We start from the raw sequence: 17,253 nt of genomic DNA, 5'->3' as shown, positions 1-17,253 counted from the left end.
GCGCCGAGCACATGACGCCAGAATCTGTTCGTGACTAGCCCAAAAGCTACACTGCCCGCGAGGTCAAGTCTTTGCATCTAATGCCAGCGGTGGCACAATCTAGTCGCGTTGGGTAATCCGTTGAAAGATGAGACAAGGAGTCCGGATGAGCAAACCATCTACACCGAAGTTCACCCGGGCAGTGTTGACGTTGTTCCCGCTCGCCAAGGCATTCACCTTGCGGGGCGGCGATATAGAAGCTGTCCTTGCCCGCTACAGGATTCCGCGCCGCGCGCTGACCGATCCCGCAATGCTGATTGAGGCGACCGCCCTTTATGCGGCCATTGAGGACATGGCCGAAACGCTCGGCGACCCACATTTTTGCGCAACGGTGGCCATCGAAACCGCCCGGAAGGGGACGCCCGGGCTCCGGGACGCGGCGCGCCAGGCTCGCACCTTGGGAGATTTCCTCTCCCAAGTGGTGGTGGAAGTTTCGAAGCAAGTCGACAATGTAAAGTATTCCTTATTCGTTTCACCCGACGTTGCAAGCTTGGAGGTTCAGCGCACGATCAGGGTGTCGAAGCCATCAAGTCAAGTGGATGCTGTCAGCGCCGCCTTCTACGTGACCGTGATCAGGCTGGGTATCGGTGACACTTTCAACCCCAATGACTTCCTCGTCACTGTGCCGAGCACCGCAGGTCTTCCGCCGGGGTTTCTGCCGAAACAGGCGCTTATCACATCCCAGATCGACGGCTTGAGGATTTCATTTCCGCCGCAATGGCTTTGGGCTTCATTCTCGCTGGACTGGGACCCTGTGGAAGCGCCACGAGGGGAATTCGCGACCGGCGGCGCCAGCGGCAGCGAAGCAACCCTTTGCTATCTTCGCAGCGTGCTTGCGGATAACATCGCGCACCACGATCCATCTCTTGATGGATTTGCCGCGCTCTGTGGCCTGCATCCTCGTCGTGTACAGCGCATCTTGCAGGCAGAGGGCACCTCCTTCAGCCAGATGAAAGACGACGTGCGCCAGAGCGTCAGCGAAGACCTCCTCTCGAACACAACGCTACCCATCTCGCAAATCGCCCTTCAGGTAGGCCTCTCCGGCCCGGCCGCCCTCGACAGGGCATTCAGGCGATGGACCGGCAAGACGCCCACAGGTTTTCGGGCCGAATCCAAATCGGATCCGGATGCCCAAGTTGTGGATAACGGATCCGGGTCCAGTACCAGAACGAACCGTAAAGGATGAGCCCTAACGCACTGATGCACCGATCGTACCCTTCATGGCACTTCGCCATCCGGCCCTCTAGCCCACCCGGACTTTCGCATCGGGTGGAGGATATCCGGGGGGTCACTGAAGCAACGAACGGCGCCACGGCATCAAGGACGAATTGTAGAGCGCTTCCGCTCGACCCGAACATCCTGAATCTCGGTCGTCACCTGTATGCCCGCCTCGGCGAACATCTTGTGGGTGTTAGAGAAAAGCTCCTCACGCCCTGCAAAGCTCGCCATGTAGCCGTCGAAGTGCACCCACAGCGAATAGCGGTAGGGGAGTGACGAAGCGTCGGCCAGCCGGATCACGGGGGCTGGACGGGTCAGAAGGGTCTCAGATTCTCGGGCCGCCTCCTCCAGAAGGGACTTCACGCGCTTCGGGTCCTCGTCACCGGAAACAAGGATTGTGTAGGTTTCCGCGTAAAGCTCGCCCGGCTTCGGAAGAATCCGCAGACACTGACTTGCCAGTTGCGCATTCGGAACGAGGAAGATCGCGCGATCCCAGCCCCGAAGATGCGTTGCCCGCCAATCCATGTCGACAACCTGAGCGACGGTGCCGTCCTCCAGCATTACCCAATCACGGCGTTTGAAGGGATGTTCTATCGACAGTGCCGCCCCGGCGACGATGTCCGTAAGCGTCTGCCGCAGCGCGAAGGCGAGGACCGCAGCGAAACCTCCGACGACCACCGTCAGCCGCGGAAAATCGTTCGCGGCGAAGAAGACGAGCAGGCCGGCAAGGACACAGACCCCATGCAGAAATGTTCGGGAAAGCCGCGAGAGGCCATCGCCGCGCCCATGACGCTCCCGCGAGACGGCCGCCGCTTCCACAAGCCTCGCGACGCTGAAGGAAATGGCAAGGTACATAGCAAGCCTGACCAACATCCCCGGCCGAGTCTGCGTTTGATCGGACAAGAGAGTGTCGCGAAAGATCTCGGCTGCTGTTCCAAGGCTCCAGCTCCCCGTCAGAACCAACGCAATCTCGATGATCGCGCTCGTAAAGGGGTACTTACCCAAGACTCCACGCAGCATGCGAAAGCGGACTGCGAGCGCCCAAATCACGAGCATGAGGATGGGCAATACCACGGTCAGGAGCGTTTCGCCCATCAGGTATACCAAGGTGGTGTCAGCCAAGATGATATCTCCATTCATTTGCACGGCGACGTTCGGTCAACCACACTTTGATCCGCATCCGGTATGGGTGAGCTTTGTCGCTTCTGGCAATCAAGGTCAACCATCGGATCGTCCTGCGGATTGACCTGGGCAAGTTGCGTCACTCAGACTGCGATGGCACACATCGCCCCCAATCACCGAAAGTGCTATTTGTGTCATCCGCTCACTTGATGATCTCCAGGGCGCCACCGGCTCCGAAGACAATCACTTCGCCCAGCAAGGTCGGTTCGTTGTTGGAATAACTGTCTCCGGCCAAGATGCGCGTTCCGAGAAGTTGCACCACTTCGGGCGCTTCGCTGAATTTCGTGTGATGGATCGAGCTTTTATCCTTCACCTCGCTCAGATCAATGACGTTTACGCCAAGTCTGGTCAGTCGATCCGCATCGATATTGCCGACCCTCGGACGGCGCGAGAGAAATTCCGACAGGCGAAATGCCTGGTCATCATCGGAAATGAGAACGAAGAACCGGCGCTTCTCTGGTGGAATGGAACGCACCTGTGCCGCAAACAGATCGTAGTCGATGTCAGGGGACGCCAGGATGATGTTCGCAAGCTTCCCGGTTGAATCGAAAAGCTTTTGTTGAACACCGGTCCGGAGCGCTTCCATGGTGAGAAAGTTGCCCATGGAATGGGCCACGATTTCTATGGTGTCGAATGATGATCGACCCAGTGTGCTTGCGACTTCATAGATTGCATCGCGGGCGATCAGGGCACTGTTGATGTCGTAGACATAGCTCGTGAGACGCCCGTCGGAGGCCCATGAGAACAGCAATGGAACACCATCATATCCCGTATCCTCGACGAAGGCCCTGTCAGAACGATGAGAACCGGTCTCACGAAGGGTTGAACGTTTGTCTCTTTCGCCGCGCAGAGATCGCGCCACTCGGCGAGAGCGGCGGCGCGGTTGAGCTTGAAATTCTGTCGGCTGGTTAGGAATCCGGGTGGAATTTGGGATCCACCTGCGGTTCCAGATGATGTTTGACCACCATCTGGGCGATGCGGTCCGCAACCGTGGGTATGCCCAGCGGCCGTGTCTTGCCATCGCTCTTCGGGATATCGACCCGCCGCACCGGAGGCGGAAAGTAGCTACCCGACTACAGCCAATTCCAGAGCTTGTAGAGATTGTTCAAAAGATCAGCCTTGAAGTCCGCAATCGTCTGGCCGTCAACGCCAACCGCTCCCTGGTTGGCTCTAACCCGCTTGTATGCGTTCCATACCTCCCTTTTCGGAAAAGCATATGGCTTTGCCCTATTCACGAGGATCCTCCCGTCGCCGGTTATCCCCGCTCCAGAGCTGAACAACGCAACCCATTCGCTCCAGCCCCATTACAGGACCTTCATCACCACTACCGGTTGCTCCGCCCCTGTGCCCCGCATCGGTAATCTCACCCTCACAGGGTCTGCCTGCTTGGGTTTCTCGCTTGTCATCGGGGCGACAGGTTCCCGCGTTCCACACGAAAGACTGATCAAGGGTCACGCCGCCTTCATGCCGGATGCCATCTGGGCAAAAATCAGGTTGCCCCCCAGCCTCGTCCCAAGTTAACGAATTCCCCCCGGTTTCGCCATCATCTTGCACTTTTCGACACTTTATCAGCGGTTCGCTTACGCTCGTCTCTCCAGACCGCACCTGACGGGCTCGAAGCCCGCCTTTTCTACAACGCTCACCACCACGGCTCTTTACCGTCGCAGCTTGCAGTGGTTTGAAGCCTGCCCCTGACGGCCGGCTTCGAGGGGCCTCCCTTCATCTTTCGTGCAGCTCTGCACCCGCATCATATGCCGGAGCCTCGCGGCACACTTTCGTCCATATGCCAACCCCACTGCGGCTGGATTTCATCCCTTCAATCCGCCGTTTTCTGATCTAGGACGCAAAAATTGGGCCAAACCTTTGCCACCAGAACCGGATCGTTTCGTGGCTGACATCGACGCCGCGCTCGTGAAGCAGATCCTCGAAATTGCGCAATGACAGGGGGAAATCTGACGTACAGCATGACCGCCAGACGAATGATCTCTGGGCTGCTGTGGAAGTATTTGAACGGATCACGTTTCGACATGCAGAGAAGCTACGAGACCGCCTTGCCGGTCTCAACCGGATTCCTTCTGACACCGCCCCTCTGGGCCGCGAAAATCGCCAGAACCTCCATGAAAAGTCAGGTCGGTCGGATCCGGGCCAAGATCATTGCGCGCAGTTCGGCCACCAATGCACGGCCCACCGCAGGGTCGAAACCGCTTCGCTGCCAAGCCACCACATTGCCCGCATAGGCCCCAACGATGCTGCGCGCCAGCGTGGCCGGGACGATGTCGCGCGCGAATTCCGCGCTCGCCACGCCCTCAGCCAAGATCTCTCCGATGATCGTTTCCTGTCGCTCAAAAATGGCACGAACACACTCTGCAACAGGGCTGTCGTCACCCGCAAAGCTGAAGGAGCACAGCACCAGCATGGTGAACGCTTTCGGGTTTTGCACGGCATAAGCAGCCTGCGCATGGAGAAACGCCAACAGTCTCTGGGTTGCCGTTGGTGTCGAATTGCCTTCTACGCGGTCAAGAGCTTCAAAGATGCGCGTGTCGATGTCCTGCAGCAAGGACAGAATAATCTCATCCTTGGACGCGAAGTAATGATAAACCGCGCCCTTGGTCATACCCAGCGCCCGCGCGATCGCCTCGATATGGCAATTGTGATAGCCGCGTTCGATGAACAGGTCGGTGGTCGCGTCCTTGATCAGGCTGATGCTTTTGTCGCGGGAAATCTCATGCTTGGTTCTTTTTCTTGCTTGCTGGGGCACGTGTCTTTTCTCCTCGGCCTGATGGCACGCCGGGGCATGCTGATCCTGATTTAGCACCTCGTATGCCGCCTGTGACCCCATAATCAGTCCGCCTCCGAACCGCCAAGATGCTTGACAGACGCACCAGTGCAATTTTACCTACCTACGCGAAGGTATGTAAATATCGAGGCAACGCCTTGCTGCGGAGGACATTATGGAACACTCACAAATCAGAGAACTCGTCGGCCGCGTCACGGATTTCGCGCTGCACAACACCGAAGAGCGGGATGTTTGGGAAAAATCAATTGCCCTGACGGCCATCCTGACGTGGAACGACCCCGAAGCGGTGCAAAAGGCCGAACGCATCATTGCGCGCTCGGTCGCGACACAGAATAGCGACGGCAACCTGAACTATTCCGACGCCGTCGATGGATTGCCAGGTCACATCAAGACTTTCACACCTATCGCATCCCTGACCAGCAGCCTCGCACGGCCCTTGCTGGAATATTACAAACGCACCGGCAATACCGCCTATCTTGAGGCCGCCGATTTGCAGATGCAGGCGCTGATGAATTCACCGCGCACGTCGGGCGGCGGATTCTGGTCGCGTGGCGAAGGGCCGGAACTCTGGATCGATATGGTCTATATGATGACCCCGTTTCTTGTGTCCTACGGCCAGATCAAAGAGGATCCAAGCTATCTGGAAGAAGCGGTCCTGCAACACCGCGTCGCGATTGAAAGACTGGTCGATCCGTTCACCGGCCTTTCCCGCCACGCCTGGTGCGAGGTGCCCAACCACTATCCGCAATCGACCTTCTGGGCGCGCGGGAATGGCTGGTTGACTGCTGTGACTGTGGACTTGCTCGAAATGATGGGCCCCCACCCAGCCCGTGACTTTATCGCCGAAACCGGAATGCGCGCCTTGCGTGAGATGGCGAAGTATCAGGATCGGTCGGGCTTTTTCCGCCACATCATAGATGGACCTGGCAGCAAGAAAGAGGCCTCGGCGACCCTGATCTATGCCTATTCCGTGGCCAAGGCCGTCCGATTGGGCCTGCTTTATGACAACTGGTTGGATAGCGCCTGGCGCGCCTTCAACGTCGTCGCCGGATCGGTGCGCGCGGACGGCATGGTGCCGGGTGTTGCCATTCCTCCCGGCGGGCCAGGAGTGCCTTTTGCTTCTGCGCCTTTTGGGCAGGGCTTTTTCATTCTGGCCGCATACGAACTGCTCGGACTTGCGGGAGGCGAGGGCGCGAAATGACCGCACCGCGCCCTTTGTCCGGAATCCGTGTTCTCGACCTGTCGCGACTTGCCCCCGGTCCATATGCCACAATGTTGTTGGCCGACATGGGTGCCGAAGTCATTACCGTCGGTGCCGGCAGTGATGCGAGCGTCGCGCCTGTTGTCGCGCGGGGCAAGACGCTGATCCGCCTTGATCTGAAATCGCCCGAAGGCCGCGATGCGTTGCACCATCTGGCGCGCCACGCCGACGTTCTGGTCGAAGGGTTCCGCCCCGGCGTCGCCGCCCGCATCGGTGCCGGAGCAGATGAACTATGCGCCCTGAACCCGCGCTTGGTTTACTGCTCGCTCACCGGATACGGACAGGACGGACCGCGCGCGCAAGAGGCCGGACACGACATCAACTACCTCGCGGTTTCGGGCGTTTTGGGCGCAATGGGTCCGCCTGATGCGCCGCCGTCGGTTCCGTTGAATCTGGTTGCGGATTTCGGTGGTGGCAGCCTGTTCGCAGTAATCGGCATCCTAGCCGCGCTGACCGAACGCGTCCGCACTGGCAAAGGCCGCGTGATCGACGCCACCATGGTCGACGGGTGTCTGTCGATGATGGCCATGCATGCCGAAATGTGGGGCACCGATTTCATGCCAGCGCGCGGAAAAGGGCTGCTCGACGGCGGGGCACCTTTTTACCGCTGTTATGAATGCGCAGACGGCGGCTATATGGCCGTGGGCGCGCTCGAACCCGCGTTTTTCACCAATTTGTGGAAAGGGCTGGAGTTTGACGACCCCATGCCCAACTATATGGATCCCGACATATGGCCCGCGCTTGAGGCGCGCTTTGCTCGAGCATTTGCCAGCCGAAACCGCGCCGAGTGGACAGCGGTTTTCGAAGGTGCCGACGCCTGTGTCACCCCGGTTCTGGCCCCCGACGAAGTGCGTAATGATGCGCAGATCGCCCACCGCCTGACCCGCGCCCCCGGCACTGTTCCGCTGGCGCCACGTTTTGACGGCGATGACCAGCCCCCGCCCCCACGCGACATGACCGACCGCACAGAAGCCGTGCTGATCGCGGCAGGCTTGTCTGCCGACACGGTTGGCGCCGTGCTCAAAGGCAACGGCGCCGCCACCTCACGCAGTCTGCAATGGCCCCCACGCCGGCCAAAAAAACCAACAGGGAGCAATGAAAACAATGAGTGAATCCTGGGATACATACGAGGCTTTTCGCGACATGGTGCGCCGTATCGCTTGCGACAAGATCGAACCACTGGCCGTGGATCTGGACAAGACCGGCGGCCCGCCCGATGCGCAATTCGAAATCTTTCGCGAAAACGAACTGCTCGGCCTCGGCCTGCCCGAGGAATATGGCGGCGGCGGCGGGGATTTGATGGCACAAGTAATCGCGGTCGAGGAAATGGCGCGGGTCTGTTCGGCGTCCGCACTGACCATGACCGCGGCTTGGGGCACGCTTGATCCGCTTGTGCGGTTTGGTTCGGCTGAATTGAAACAGGCCATCATCCCGCCCGTTGCCGCAGGCGAACTGCGCACCGCATGGTGCATCACCGAGCCGCAAGGCGGCACCGACATGGCCGGCATGACAACACGCGCCGTCGAGCAGGACGATTGCTGGGTGCTCAATGGCACAAAACGTTTCATCACCAACGGCAGCTGGGCCCACTGGTATCTGGTCGTTGCCCGGCTGGACGAAGATTTCGCCATTTTCATGGTCAACGCCGACGACCCCGGCATCTGCTTTGGTCCACCCGAAGACAAGATGGGCCTGCGCGGTTCGCCCACATCCGATGTGATTTTTGACGATTGCCGCATCCCGCTGGACCGCATTGTCGGAGACCGCAGTGGCGGCTTGGCGCGCATGGGCCTCTCGCTCACCCATTCACGCCCGGTGATCGCAGGTCAGGCGCTTGGCGTCGCCCAGGGCGCGCTGGATCAGGCCGCCTCCTATGTCAAAGAGCGAAAATCGCAGGGCAAACTGCTGGCGCGCTACCAGCTGATCCAAGAAAAGATCGGCGATATGGCCATACGGGTCGAAAGCGCGCGCGCGTTGCTTTATCGCGCAGTCGATTTCGCGATGCGCGGCGATCCGCAGGCGCGCAGCCTGGCGTCAATGGCCAAGGCTGCTTGCTCGGATGCCGCGATGTCGGTGGCCGTTGATGCGGTGCAACTCCACGGCGGCTACGGCTATCTACGTGGTGTCCCGGTAGAGCGCATGATGCGTGACGCCAAGATCACTCAAATCTACGAGGGCACAAACGAAATCCAGCGCCTGATCATTGCCAAGGCGTTGCTGAGCGAAGGTGGTCAAGCATGAGCAACCAAGTACTCGACGGGCTTCTCGTCATCGACATGAGCGAAGTGTTCCAAGGGCCGCTGGCGGCGCAGGTCCTCGGCGATTTCGGCGCCGACGTGATCAAGATCGAGCGCGCGGGCACCGGGGAGGCATTGCGAGGCTCTGACCCTGCGTCGACCGCCAAGGGCATGATGAGCAGCCATTTCGCGGCCACCAACCGGAACAAGCGCTCTATCGCTCTGGACGCCAAAAAACCCGAGGACGCCGAGACGTTGCAGGCGCTGCTGGATCGGGCGGATGTCCTCATTCACAACTTCCGCCCAGGTGTGGCCGAGCGGTTGGGCATTGGCTATGACGCCCTGCACGCGCGCAATCCCCGGCTGATCTATGCCTGGGCCTCGGGCTATGGTGATACTGGCCCGCTGGCCAAGGCAGGCGGGCAGGATCTGATTATCCAGTCGCTGTCTGGCATGGCGCGCGAAAGCGCGTCGAGCGGTGGCGCCCCCAGTTTCGTCAACCCGCCGGCCATTGATTATGCCTCGGGGCAGACGTTGGCTCAGGGTATCTTGCTGGCGTTGCTAAATCGAGAGCGTACGGGCAAGGGGCAAAGAGTTGCGATCAACTTGCTCGACACCGCGATGGCGATCCAGAGCCTTGAGGCCGCAACGACCCTGATGCATGGGGTCACGACCAAGTGGTTCGACCTGGCCGCGAATTTTGTTTTTAAAACCAGCGACGGCTATTTGACCGTGTTGGGTTTCTTCCGCCCCAATCCGCTGCAATCCCTCTGCAAAGCATTGGGCCTACCCGATGCCAGCACTGCTGAGCATCTGGCGACGCCGGACCAACAGCGCATCCACCGCGACGAAATCCGCGACCTGCTGAGCGGCGCGTTTCTTGAACTGACCACCGCCGAGGCCCACCGCCGTGTTTCAGCCGAAGACCTGCTCTGCCAACCCGCGCAGAGTCTAGCCGAAGCGCTGGCGCATCCGCAAATAGAAGCCAGTGGACTGCTCATCAACGCGCCTCTGCCCGACGGGCAAAACGCGCGTTTGGTTGGTAATCCACTGAAATTGTCTGACAACCCTGCGCAATTGCGCCACGGCCCGCCTGCGCTGGATGCCGACAGGGCTGAGATACTGAACTGGCTGCACAGCCCAAAATAATAGAAGCCCTGACATGGGATCTGTTGCAAAGTTTCTTACTGACCGAAGAATTGACACCGAACCCGCGGCTCATGCCGCCAGTTCCGCAAACTGACGAAACGGACAGATTCCGGGCGTGAGCTGACCTTTGCGGATCATGTGCGCCACTTCGATCCCGTCCAGTGTAGCCGCCGCTGAAGCGAAGGCCTTGAACCCTAACATCGGCCGAGTGCGTCTCTTGATGAAGCGATGGTCTTGTTCCACGATGTTATTCAGATACTTCCGCCTGACCATCTCGATTGGGATCGGACAACCAAAGCCTTTCAACATCTTGTTTATGGCTTTGATGCCAGCCGTGTTAGCTCCGCTTTTGTCGATGACAATCTTCCTCGGAAGCCCGTTGACCTCCAGCATCCTGGCGAAGAACTTTGTCGCAGCCGGTTTGTTTCGTCGCTGGGAAAGCATGAAATCAAGCGTTTTGCCGTGCTTGTCAACGGCTCGATAGAGATAGACCCAGTTGCCTTTCACCTTGATATAAGTCTCGTCCATTCTCCAAGAACGGTCGCACAGTCCCTTTCGTCAGCGCGCAACATCGGCAATTGCACTAGCGTATTTTGTCACCCAACGGTTCAGCGTCGTGTGATCTACCGCAACGCCGCGCTCGGACATGATTTCTTCAAGGTCACGGTACGACACGCCGTATCGAAGGTAGAAGAACACAGCAAAGAGGATCACATCCTTGGGATATTGTGCGCCTTTAAAGGAGATCATGGCCTGGCTTTCGGCTGAATTACATCGGCCGCTATTCACTCTCTGCGTTCTTGAGCGTCAATGGCACAAAGTTTGCGACAGATCCCCGGGGGCGACCGCGTTCACATTCACGCCCCGCGCCGCCCATTCATTGGCGAAGGCACGGGTCAGTTGCGCCACCGCGCCTTTGCTCGCGGCATAGCCGGGGACCAATATGCCACCTTGAAAGGACAGCACCGAGGCGACGTTGACGATCTTGCCATGACCGCGCTCCAGCATGCGCTGACCGAAGGCGCGGGTCAGGTGGAAAACGGCATCGAGGTTGACGGCCATGACCGCATCCCAGTCTTCAAGGCTGTGGTTTGCCGCCTCTTCTCGCCGGATGATCCCGGCATTGTTGATCAGGATATCGACTTGTGTGTCTTCGGCATCAAGCCGCGCAATCATCGCGTCGATCTGATCGCGGTCCGCGAGATCACAGGACAAACCCCGGAAAACCCCGCCCGCCGCCGCGATCTCGGCCTCGGGACCCTGATCGTCGCGTTCTATTGACGTGCCCACGCCGATGACCCGCGCGCCGCATTGCGCCAGCACCAGTGCAATCGCCCGGCCAATGCCACGGCTGGCACCGGTGACCAGTGCCGTCTTGCCGCTCAGATCAATGGCTGGACCGGGCATGTCAAAGGTCCGTCAGGGTGCCAAGCGCCCGTTCGGCGGTGAAGGCGACGGTCTCGGACAGTGTCGGGTGGGCATGCACGGTGAGCGCGATGTCCTCCAGTGTCGCGCCCATCTCGATCGCCAGCACGCATTCGGCCAAAAGCTCGCCTGCATTGCGGCCAACGATGGTGGCACCCAGAACGCGGTGGCTGTCGGGGCAATAGACCAGCTTGGTCAGCCCGTCGCCACCACCGGTGGACAGGTTCCGTCCGCTGGCCGCCCAGGGAAAGCTTGCGAGTTTGTGGGCAATGCCGCGTTCTTTGGCTTGCGTCGGGGTCAGGCCCGCCCAGGCGAGTTCTGGGCTGGTATAGGCCACCGAGGGGATCAGATCGGTATCGAGCGCCGCTGCGTGACCGCTGGCCACCTCGGCGGCAACATGACCCTGATGGGTGGCGCGGTGCGCCAGCATCGGGTTGCCGGTGACGTCGCCTATGGCAAAGACAGTGTCGTTGGCGGTACGGCAGGAGGCATCGACCGGGATGATGCCCCGCTCGGTGACCTCGACGCCTGCCGTCTCGGCGGCAATCTTGCCGCCATTGGCGCTGCGTCCCACCGCCTGGATCGCGGCGTCGGCCCTGATCTCGCCCTCAAAGGCCCCTTCGCAAGTCAGCACCAGCGCGGCCTTCGTGGGTTTGACCGAGGCGACCTTGGTGCCGGTGTGGAGGGTGATGCCCTCGGCCTCCAGCGCCGCATGCAGGATGCGTACCGCCTCGGCATCGGCGCCGGGGGCGATCTGGTCCATGAACTCGACCACGGTTACCTCTGCCCCGAGCGCGGCATAGACCGTCGCCATTTCCAACCCGATGATACCGCCACCGACAATCGCCAGCCTTTTGGGCACCTCGCGCAATTCCAGCGCGGCGGTCGAATCCCAGACGCGGTCGTCATCGGGCCAGCCGGGCAGGCGCACCGGGGCCGAGCCCACTGCGATCACCGCCTGATCGAATGTCCAGGCCTTCCCGTCAATCTCCAGGCTTTGCGCGCCGGTGAATTTTGCTGTGCCCCGCACCACCTCAACCTTGCGCCGCTTGGCCAGCCCGACAAGCCCGCCGGTCAACTGCCCGACGATCCCGTCCTTCTTGGCGCGCAGCGCATCGAGATCGACAGCCACCTTGCCGGTGGAAATCCCCCAATCGCCGCCATGGCGCGCCTCATGGATGATCTCGGCCGCATGAAGCAGCGCTTTTGGGGTCACTGCATAAAAGTGCCAATATTGTCCGGCTCGCGCGAACTTTCTGAGAACATTTGCGTTTTCAGCCGGTTTTCTGGTCTCTGAGAGCGTTGTAGAGGCTGGTTTTGCTGATTTTGAGGCGGGCAGCGGCCTCGCGGACTGTCAATCCATCGCTGATATGGGCTTTTGCCTGCTCCAGCTTTTTGGGCGTGACGACAGGCTTGCGCCCGCCTTTTCTGCCGCGCGTTGCGGCTGCCTTCAATCCGGCCTGTGTCCGCTCGACTATGAGGTCACGTTCGAACTGGGCGAGCGCGCCGAACAGATGGAACACCAATGTGCCTCCGGTGGTCGTCGTGTCCACGCCTTCGGTCAGAGATCTGAAGCCAACGCCACGGTCACCGAGCTCTGCCACTGTTTCCACCAGATGCTTCATGGATCGGCCCAGGCGATCGAGTTTCCAGACCACAAGGGTGTCGCCCCTGCGCAGAAAGGTCAGGGCATCATTTAGGCCGGGGCGTTCTGCTTTGGCGCCGGAGATCACATCTTCAAACACGGTTTCGCAGCCCGCGGCTTTGAGCGCATCCACCTGTGGTTCCAGTTTTTGCTCCGCCGTCGAGACCCGCGCATATCCTATCCGTGCCATGAAGATAGCCTTGTCCGTTTTCCCGTCCATGAATCAACTTGTCCGACTTCCCGTTGTCAAGCCATATTGACGGACGGCGCGGGAGGCTCCGCCAAACGAGCGTTTCACGGACATCGATGGGAAGAGGGTAGTTTATGGCACGGCGACAATTATTGGCGGCAAGTTTTTGGTCTCGGTTGATGGCGCCGCCCTCGGAGGATCGAGAGGTTGCGATGTATTGCACGCTTACCCCGGACGAGATCGAGGCTGTTGCCAGAAAGCGAACCGCGGCCGCCCGTCTGGGCTATGCCGTGTCATTGGCTTATCTGCGCCATCCCGGGCGGGTTCGTGAGGTTGGAGAACAGCCCAACGACGTTATGCTGGCCTTTCTTGCAGATCAGGTTGATGCCAGCGCTTCCGATCTGGCGGTCTATGATCAGCGCCCGCAAACGCGACGCGAACATATCGGGCAAATCATAGCTCGGTTCGGATATCAGGCCTTCACAAGATCTCTCGTACGGGAACTTGTTCATTGGCTGACACCATCTGCAGGAGAAGACCCGCGGGCAGAGCCTTTGGCAATCTCGCTGATCGAAGAACTGAGAAGGCGGCGTATCCTGGTCCCCGCGCGTCGTACCGTTGAACTGATTGTCAGGCACGCGATCCAGCGCGCGGAAAATGTCAGGATATCCGCTCTGACCGGAGATCTGCATCCGGATCACCACGATACTCTGCGCGCGCTGATTGCGCCCCCTGAATCAGGCGAGGTGTCGACGCTGAGTTGGTTGAAGGCAGCACCCAAATCAGCGTCCGCCAAATCCCTCAAGGCTGTTCTGGATCGCCTGATTGTGGTTCGAGCAATCGGCCTGCCTGCCAGTTTGCGTCAAAACATCTCGACATCGGCGCTCGACAGTCTGGCCGGGGAAGGTTTGCGGATCACGGTGCAAAACCTGCGCCGTTTGGCCGTGCCACGGTTGTGGGCGGTTTTGTCGGCCGCCTGCCTGCGGCTGGAAGAACAGCTCACCGATCTCGCACTGGATATGTTCGACAAATTGCTGGGCCGCAGCTTTCGAAGGGCGGAACAGCAAAGTTCCGACAAAGCGTCCCAGCTCCTGATGGACATCATCCGCCCCTTGCAGTCTCTCAAAGACTTCTGCCGTGAAGCCCTGACGGCCCGTCTGCAAACCGGCGATCTCAACGGGATGCTGGACACCGCCAATTGGGATGAGATCGAGAGTGCGACATCCGCAATTGAAACTGCCCTGGGAGACGGAAAGCCCGACAAATACTCCGATCTCATCGGAAAATATCAGACGGCCCGTCAGTTTGCGCCCCTGATAATAAAGGTGTTCTCCTTCAAAGGCGCGGCAAGTGCCGCCAGCCTTCTTCGTGCGGTGGATGTTTTGCGCATCATGTACAACACGAACAAGCGCAGCCTGCCTGACAACCCTCCCACCGGGTTCATTCGGAAGGTCTGGCGTCCATTTGTCTTCTCTGCACCAGGAGAGATCAACCGGCGCGCATACGAGCTGTGCGTCTATTTCGAATTGCGAGATCGGCTTCGGGCCGGGGATGTCTGGGTCGAAGGAAGCCGGCAGCGCCGAAACTTCGATGATCGGCTCATCCCCAAGGCTACCTTCGAGATCTTGCGTACCGAGGGATCGCTGCCGATCGCCGCCGCGGCGGATGCAGAAACCTATCTTGCGGAACGGCAACAGCAGATTGAGGAGGCCATGGCCACTGTCGCGGCCCGGGCCGAAGCGGGGACGCTGCCGGATGCCGTCATTCAGGGTGGCACCCTGAGCATCACCCCGATCAAAGACGAAACGCCTGAAGCCGCCACGGCCATGAGCCGTCTGGTTTATGGGCAATTGCCACAGATCAAGATCCCCGACCTGCTGACGGAGGTTAACGCCTGGACCGGATTTGCGGAGTGCTTCACCCATTATCGCTCGGGCAGACCGGCGGAAGATCAAAAGGCGCTGTTTGCCGCCGTCCTGGCCGACGGTGTCAATCTGAGCGTATCCCGCATGGCGGCAGCAACCCACAATCTGTCCGCCCGGCAGATCGCATGGGCTCATGACTGGCATTTGCGTGAGGAAACATATTCAAGCGCGTTGGCCTGTTTGGTCGACATGCACCGCGAACTCCCGCTGGCCAAACTCTGGGGGGATGGCGTGACGTCATCCTCAGACGGGCAGTTCTTCCGGGCCGGTGGCCGCGGTGAGGCCTCTGCGGATATCAACGCAAAATACGGGCGTACACCGGGTCTCAAGTTCTACACCCACATCTCCGATCAGTTCAGCCCGTTCCACTCAACGGTCATCACCGCCACAGAAAGCGAAGCACCCTTCGTTTTGGATGGTCTACTTCGCCACCAATCCGGTGTCGCAATCGAAGAGCATCATGTGGACACTGGCGGCGCGACAGACCATGTCTTTGCGCTGTGCTATCTCTTGGGGTTCCGCTTCGCGCCGCGCTTGCGAAACTTCAAGGATCGCAAATTGTACCTTCTGCCCGGCATGAAGCCTCCGGCCATCATGACACCCTTCATCGGCGGCACCATCAAGGTCGGTCACATTGTCGACAACTGGCGCGAGATTCTCAGGCTGGCGACGTCCATCAAGGCCGGGACCACCACCGCATCGGCGATCCTTAAAAGCTTGTCCGCTTATCCCAGGCAAAACGGACTCGCCATTGCCCTGCGCGAACTGGGGCGGTTGGAGCGGACCCTCTTTGCCCTGGAATGGATGCGCAGCCTGGAACTGAGAAAAAGAACCAGCGCAAGTCTGGCCAGAGGCGAAGCCCGAAACGCCCTGGCACGTGGGGTCTTCTTCAACCAACTCGGTGAAATGCGCGATCGCAGCTATGAGCATCAGATCCACAAAGCATCCGGTCTCAACCTCCTGGTCGCCGCCATCATCCTGTGGAACACCAAGTATCTGGAAGCCTCAGTCACTGATCTGAGGAAAAACGGCGTCGCCATCCCGAATGACATCATCAAACACATCGCGCCACTTGGCTGGGCCCATGTCGGATTGACAGGGGACTACCTCTGGAACATGAACCCGCCATTCAGCCCAGATCGCCTCAGGCCACTTCGGAAAAATGATCTTCGCGATGCCGCATGAGTTCATGTTTCGTTCGCGCGAACCGGACAATAATGTCACTTTTATGCAGTGACCCCAGATGGGGTCATTGCTGTGCCCTCCAGAAAGCCAGCTCCAATTGACTTTGCTCAGTGCCAAAGGGAAAAATCGGGCGGCTATTTGGTGTTCAACTGGCCATCGCTTGTCAGGGGGGTGGTCCGAACTATTTGAGAGGCATTGCCAAGTTGTCTGATACTGGACACGATTAGCCTTAGGCAGTGTCGTCAGGCGTTCATTTCGCTTGCATATCCGTGCCACAGACTGAAAGCGTCGGATCTAGTCTGGCGGTAGGCGTTGGCTGACATTCGGTAGCGGCGGGGGCGGAAAACGACATTGATCTGGTCGTGGGCGACGAGGAACCTTTGCGCCTGGCGCGGGGATTTGAAACGCCCCATCAGCTTCTCGCGTTTCCGGGTCGGCCGATGTGAGCCTTCAATGAGGTTGTTTAATCCCTTGTGCGCCCGGTGGTCCGCATTTGGGGCGAGATCACGGATTGGCTTGATATAGCTGCGCAATTTGTCCGTAATCACAACGCGTGGATCACCGAAACGCGCCATCAGTCGCTTCACAAAACGCTTTGCCGCTTTGGCGTTTCGCTGCGGTTGGACGAGAATATCCAGAACGTCGCCGTTCGAGTCTACTGCCCGCCAGAGCCAGTATTTCAGGCCTCCGATCGGCACGACAACTTCGTCCAGGTGCCATTTGTCCGCCGCTGCCGGGCGGTCACGTCTGACACAATCTGCAAAGTGGGCGCCAAACCGGTTCACCCATTGCCTGACAGTTTCCCGACTGACGATCACTCCGCGTTCGGCCAGCAGGTCTTCAACATCCGCCGTGCTCAGGGCGAAGCGATGGTAGGCCCAAACCGCGTATGCGATGATCTCGCGCGGAAAACGGAAGCCTTTAAGACGCGGCATATCGGATGGTATTTTCATCCCTGTCACCTAGGCGAAAAAGAGAACGCGAACAACTTGGCAATGCC

Annotated in this window: 13 protein-coding genes and 3 pseudogenes; 6 read left to right on the top strand and 10 right to left on the bottom strand. The window is 59.5% G+C overall.

The window, feature by feature from the left end:
- Positions 1-145: 145 nt before the first annotated feature.
- Complete coding sequence (locus BMZ35_RS18385) at positions 146-1,225, top strand: AraC family transcriptional regulator (RefSeq protein ID WP_242654853.1); 1,080 nt, start codon at positions 146-148, stop codon at positions 1,223-1,225.
- A gap of 131 nt (positions 1,226-1,356) precedes the next feature.
- On the opposite strand, the gene BMZ35_RS18380 is transcribed toward BMZ35_RS18385, so the two are convergent.
- The 5 genes and pseudogenes from BMZ35_RS18380 to BMZ35_RS18360 form a co-directional block, all read right to left on the bottom strand.
- On the bottom strand, positions 1,357-2,379 hold the full coding sequence (locus BMZ35_RS18380) for a mechanosensitive ion channel family protein (protein ID WP_165610125.1): 1,023 nt from the start codon (positions 2,377-2,379) through the stop codon (positions 1,357-1,359).
- 202 nt (positions 2,380-2,581) lie between these two features.
- A complete protein-coding gene (locus BMZ35_RS18375) occupies positions 2,582-3,301 on the bottom strand; it encodes an alpha/beta hydrolase (protein WP_165610124.1) in 720 nt (239 codons plus the stop codon).
- Positions 3,280-3,351, bottom strand: a pseudogene (locus BMZ35_RS21325) (IS6 family transposase); the annotation flags it as partial. The pseudogene BMZ35_RS21325 and the gene BMZ35_RS18375, both read right to left, overlap by 22 nt.
- Before the next feature lie 930 nt (positions 3,352-4,281).
- Positions 4,282-4,468, bottom strand: a pseudogene (locus BMZ35_RS21135) (IS6 family transposase); the annotation flags it as partial.
- 96 nt (positions 4,469-4,564) lie between these two features.
- On the bottom strand, positions 4,565-5,329 hold the full coding sequence (locus tag BMZ35_RS18360; protein WP_131814400.1) for a TetR/AcrR family transcriptional regulator: 765 nt from the start codon (positions 5,327-5,329) through the stop codon (positions 4,565-4,567).
- Between the two features lie 61 nt (positions 5,330-5,390).
- On the opposite strand from BMZ35_RS18360, the gene BMZ35_RS18355 reads away from it, so the two are divergent.
- The 4 genes from BMZ35_RS18355 to BMZ35_RS18340 are packed head-to-tail and all read left to right on the top strand — an operon-like array spanning position 5,391 to position 9,883.
- Positions 5,391-6,437, top strand: a complete 1,047-nt coding sequence (locus BMZ35_RS18355) for a glycoside hydrolase family 88 protein (RefSeq protein ID WP_093096229.1) — start codon at positions 5,391-5,393, stop codon at positions 6,435-6,437.
- Positions 6,434-7,609, top strand: coding sequence for a CaiB/BaiF CoA transferase family protein (locus BMZ35_RS18350; protein WP_093096225.1), 1,176 nt, complete (start codon positions 6,434-6,436; stop codon positions 7,607-7,609). The genes BMZ35_RS18355 and BMZ35_RS18350 overlap by 4 nt, the downstream gene beginning before the upstream one ends.
- Positions 7,602-8,738, top strand: coding sequence for an acyl-CoA dehydrogenase family protein (locus BMZ35_RS18345; RefSeq protein ID WP_093096221.1), 1,137 nt, complete (start codon positions 7,602-7,604; stop codon positions 8,736-8,738). The genes BMZ35_RS18350 and BMZ35_RS18345 overlap by 8 nt, the downstream gene beginning before the upstream one ends.
- Positions 8,735-9,883: a CaiB/BaiF CoA transferase family protein gene (locus BMZ35_RS18340; RefSeq protein ID WP_093096217.1), complete on the top strand. Its 1,149-nt coding sequence runs from the start codon at positions 8,735-8,737 to the stop codon at positions 9,881-9,883. Before BMZ35_RS18345 ends, BMZ35_RS18340 begins: the two co-directional genes overlap by 4 nt.
- Positions 9,884-9,952: 69 nt before the next feature.
- On the opposite strand, the pseudogene BMZ35_RS18335 reads toward BMZ35_RS18340, so the two are convergent.
- The 4 genes and pseudogenes from BMZ35_RS18335 to BMZ35_RS18320 all read right to left on the bottom strand — a co-directional run bounded on the left by BMZ35_RS18335 (position 9,953) and on the right by BMZ35_RS18320 (position 13,143).
- Positions 9,953-10,633: pseudogene (locus tag BMZ35_RS18335) on the bottom strand (IS6 family transposase).
- 57 nt (positions 10,634-10,690) lie between these two features.
- Positions 10,691-11,290, bottom strand: a complete 600-nt coding sequence (locus BMZ35_RS18330; protein ID WP_093096213.1) for an SDR family NAD(P)-dependent oxidoreductase — start codon at positions 11,288-11,290, stop codon at positions 10,691-10,693.
- 1 nt (position 11,291) lies between these two features.
- The gene (locus BMZ35_RS18325) at positions 11,292-12,524 is read right to left on the bottom strand and encodes a dihydrolipoyl dehydrogenase family protein (RefSeq protein WP_242654852.1); all 1,233 of its coding nucleotides are present in this window, start codon (positions 12,522-12,524) and stop codon (positions 11,292-11,294) included.
- Between the two features lie 58 nt (positions 12,525-12,582).
- Entirely contained in the window at positions 12,583-13,143 is a 561-nt protein-coding gene (locus BMZ35_RS18320; protein WP_093096427.1) for a recombinase family protein, read from the bottom strand.
- Between the two features lie 134 nt (positions 13,144-13,277).
- Between BMZ35_RS18320 and BMZ35_RS18315 the strand changes: the two genes are divergently transcribed.
- The gene (locus BMZ35_RS18315; RefSeq protein WP_110680265.1) at positions 13,278-16,253 is read left to right on the top strand and encodes a Tn3 family transposase; all 2,976 of its coding nucleotides are present in this window, start codon (positions 13,278-13,280) and stop codon (positions 16,251-16,253) included.
- Positions 16,254-16,495: 242 nt separating this feature from the next.
- Here the strand turns inward: BMZ35_RS18315 and BMZ35_RS18310 are convergent, their stop codons facing one another.
- Positions 16,496-17,206: an IS6 family transposase gene (locus BMZ35_RS18310; protein WP_093096202.1), complete on the bottom strand. Its 711-nt coding sequence runs from the start codon at positions 17,204-17,206 to the stop codon at positions 16,496-16,498.
- Between the last annotated feature and the right edge of the window lie 47 nt (positions 17,207-17,253).

Origin of the sequence: Shimia aestuarii, from assembly GCF_900114635.1 — a bacterium.
Lineage (GTDB): Bacteria > Pseudomonadota > Alphaproteobacteria > Rhodobacterales > Rhodobacteraceae > Shimia > Shimia aestuarii.
Note: the sequence above shows the minus strand (reverse complement) of the source record. Positions and strands in the feature narration are given on the sequence as shown.

What these genes read in the sequence shown, in the direction of transcription:
- BMZ35_RS18385 (WP_242654853.1), top strand. Translation starts at nt 146, where the DNA reads ATGAGCAAACCATCTACACCGAAGTTCACCCGGGCAGTGTTGACGTTG.
- BMZ35_RS18355 (WP_093096229.1), top strand. Translation starts at nt 5,391, where the DNA reads ATGGAACACTCACAAATCAGAGAACTCGTCGGCCGCGTCACGGATTTC.
- BMZ35_RS18350 (WP_093096225.1), top strand. Translation starts at nt 6,434, where the DNA reads ATGACCGCACCGCGCCCTTTGTCCGGAATCCGTGTTCTCGACCTGTCG.
- BMZ35_RS18345 (WP_093096221.1), top strand. Translation starts at nt 7,602, where the DNA reads ATGAGTGAATCCTGGGATACATACGAGGCTTTTCGCGACATGGTGCGC.
- BMZ35_RS18340 (WP_093096217.1), top strand. Translation starts at nt 8,735, where the DNA reads ATGAGCAACCAAGTACTCGACGGGCTTCTCGTCATCGACATGAGCGAA.
- BMZ35_RS18330 (WP_093096213.1), bottom strand. Translation starts at nt 11,290, where the DNA reads ATGCCCGGTCCAGCCATTGATCTGAGCGGCAAGACGGCACTGGTCACC.
- BMZ35_RS18320 (WP_093096427.1), bottom strand. Translation starts at nt 13,143, where the DNA reads ATGGCACGGATAGGATATGCGCGGGTCTCGACGGCGGAGCAAAAACTG.
- BMZ35_RS18315 (WP_110680265.1), top strand. Translation starts at nt 13,278, where the DNA reads ATGGCACGGCGACAATTATTGGCGGCAAGTTTTTGGTCTCGGTTGATG.
- BMZ35_RS18310 (WP_093096202.1), bottom strand. Translation starts at nt 17,206, where the DNA reads ATGAAAATACCATCCGATATGCCGCGTCTTAAAGGCTTCCGTTTTCCG.